Source organism: Microcystis sp. LE19-41.2A (assembly GCF_027530405.1).
Lineage (GTDB): Bacteria > Cyanobacteriota > Cyanobacteriia > Cyanobacteriales > Microcystaceae > Microcystis > Microcystis aeruginosa.
The window spans coordinates 1-2,253 of the sequence record NZ_JAPZQJ010000333.1 but is presented as its reverse complement, the minus strand read 5'-3'; the positions used below and the strand labels follow the sequence as shown (position 1 = coordinate 2,253).

Genomic DNA, 2,253 nt, shown 5'->3' with positions numbered 1-2,253 from the left:
TCAATCCTTATCTGGCAAGAGATTTAATTGATTAGTTCGCTCCAGATCGCAAACAATTGACAAAAATTGCGGCAATGTCTGTCTCTATAAAGGTTTCATTCCTTATAACCCCGTCCATTGCATAAGACAAACCGAAGAACCTATTTTACACAATCCCCACCAGATAAGCAAGACGGCTGACCACTACCAGCGAATCACTACCGATAACGAAAAACTGCCATAATTGCAGCAATGTCCTCATCTAGCCAAAAGGCGATCGCTATTGATGAAAAATGACGCTAAAATTATCGATCTCGTCATCCGGCTGTTTTTTCTCGGCCTGTTGTTATTTGCCGGTTTTACCCTACTGCGTCCCTTCCTAACCATGATCCTCTGGGGAGCAATTCTAGCGATCGCTTGGTATCCGCTCTTTCTCTGGTTAAAAAAGTTACTCGGGGGCCGGGCGAAACTGGCCACAGTTCTCCTCACCCTACTTTGTCTAGGGATTATTATCGGTCCGGTGAGTGGTATTGCAGCGGTTCTGGCCGGTAATCTGCGAACGCTGGCGGAATATATCGATACTGGTGCGGCGGTGATTCCCCCTCCCCCCGCCGATGTGGCCACCTGGCCGCTGATCGGCGAAAGGATTGCCAGTCTCTGGCAGCAGGCATCGGATAACACGGGTCAATTTCTTCAACGCTTCGAGCCACAATTAAAAGAACTGGGGAAAATCTCCCTTTCTCTGGCCACCAGTACTGGTCTGACGGTGCTGAAATTTATCGCCTCGATTCTGATTGCGGCAGCCCTCACCCTCTCGGCTAAAAATCTGACTCGCCCGATGAACCGGTTAGCGGAAAAGATCGCCCCGGGTAGAGGCATCGCGCTGGCCAGTCTAACCGCCTCCACCGTCCGCAATGTTAGCCGTGGTGTTATTGGCGTTGCTATTATCCAGAGTCTTTTGATCGGCATCGGTTTAGTGACGGTGGGAACCCCTGCAGCCGGTTTATTAACTTTCCTCACCCTAATTTTGGGCATTCTCCAAATTGGCCCTGGTTTGATTGTCTTGGGGGCGCTCATTCACGCTTGGGTAACACTACCCCATTCCATCGCCCTCTTGTTTACCATCTGGATGATTCCCGCCACCTTGGTGGATAATTTCCTCAAACCGATCTTAATGGGGCGCGGCCTGCCCATTCCCATGGTGGTGATTCTGCTGGGGGTGTTCGGGGGAGTGATCGCCTATGGGATTATTGGTTTGTTCGTCGGGCCAGTTCTGCTCGGTCTCTGCTACGAGTTAGTCAGAGCTTGGATTGGCGAGGATAGCTCTGAACCAGTGGCAAATAGCCATGATCAGTCAATCTAAGGGCTGATAGATCTAATTTTTACCTTAATCTTTCCAGAGAACTTAGGAAAAAAAGATTAATTTAACCCGAGTTCGGTTTAAGCAGATTGAGGTAAAAGCCAGTACATCTAAAGGGAAGGTTTCTTCGGTTAGTGACAACAAGCAATCAAACCGCAGAAACCAGACTGAAGTGAGGAGAAGGTTTAATTTAAGCAATAGGTATTGATTGGAATGTGGTAGCTGGTTTATTGTAAGAAGATAAAGGTGTATATTTGGCTGATAATTAATAAAAAAATAAGGAAAATTATTGATTTGTATTTAAAAAATGTAATTCGTAAATCAGTTAAAAAACTATGAAAAATTTTACCAGTTATTGAACAAAAAACTATTTTTTTATCCCCCAAATATCAACCATTTATCGTCTCTGATAAACTTGGTGTATTTATTGATTTTTATTATTTATACAAATCTTGCTAGGCAAAGCTTTAAAGACCATACTTTAGAAAATTATTCCTATTCTTATCCCTTACACACAGAAACAATAAGAGGCGATTTATCCACTTAATTATCTTTTTTATAATTGGGCTACAGTTTTTGGAAAATAGTCTTAGTATTTCCTCTGTTTATTGAGAAACCCTGACCTAGTAAGCTAGGACGCATTTACGCAACGAATTTTAACTGCGTCTCAAGAAGTAGGGTTTGCTGAAAAAGTCATTGAAAAGTACAGGTCTCTTAATCAATGATTTCACTTAGCTACAAGCATAAGCTTTAGTTGTTGATTAATTTTTAAATTATAACTTATCCTAATCATTGACCGAGAAAAAGTGCTGTTTTTCCATTTCAGACATAAAAAAGCCCAAAAAACCTGCCTCAACAGGTTAGAAAGATTCATGACTAAAAAAGTAATAGCAATCGCTGAAAAGGAAGTATGA

1 protein-coding gene and 1 pseudogene are annotated in these 2,253 nt (G+C 42.7%); one reads left to right on the top strand and one right to left on the bottom strand.

The window, feature by feature from the left end:
* Positions 1-265 precede the first annotated feature (265 nt).
* Positions 266-1,342, top strand: a complete 1,077-nt coding sequence (locus tag O9290_RS13735; RefSeq protein WP_288055829.1) for an AI-2E family transporter — start codon at positions 266-268, stop codon at positions 1,340-1,342.
* 724 nt (positions 1,343-2,066) lie between these two features.
* Here O9290_RS13735 and O9290_RS13730 read toward each other — a convergent pair.
* Positions 2,067-2,253, bottom strand: a pseudogene (locus O9290_RS13730) (IS5/IS1182 family transposase); the annotation flags it as partial.

Coding starts and splice junctions, on each gene's coding strand:
- O9290_RS13735 (WP_288055829.1), top strand. CDS start 266: ATGAAAAATGACGCTAAAATTATCGATCTCGTCATCCGGCTGTTTTTT.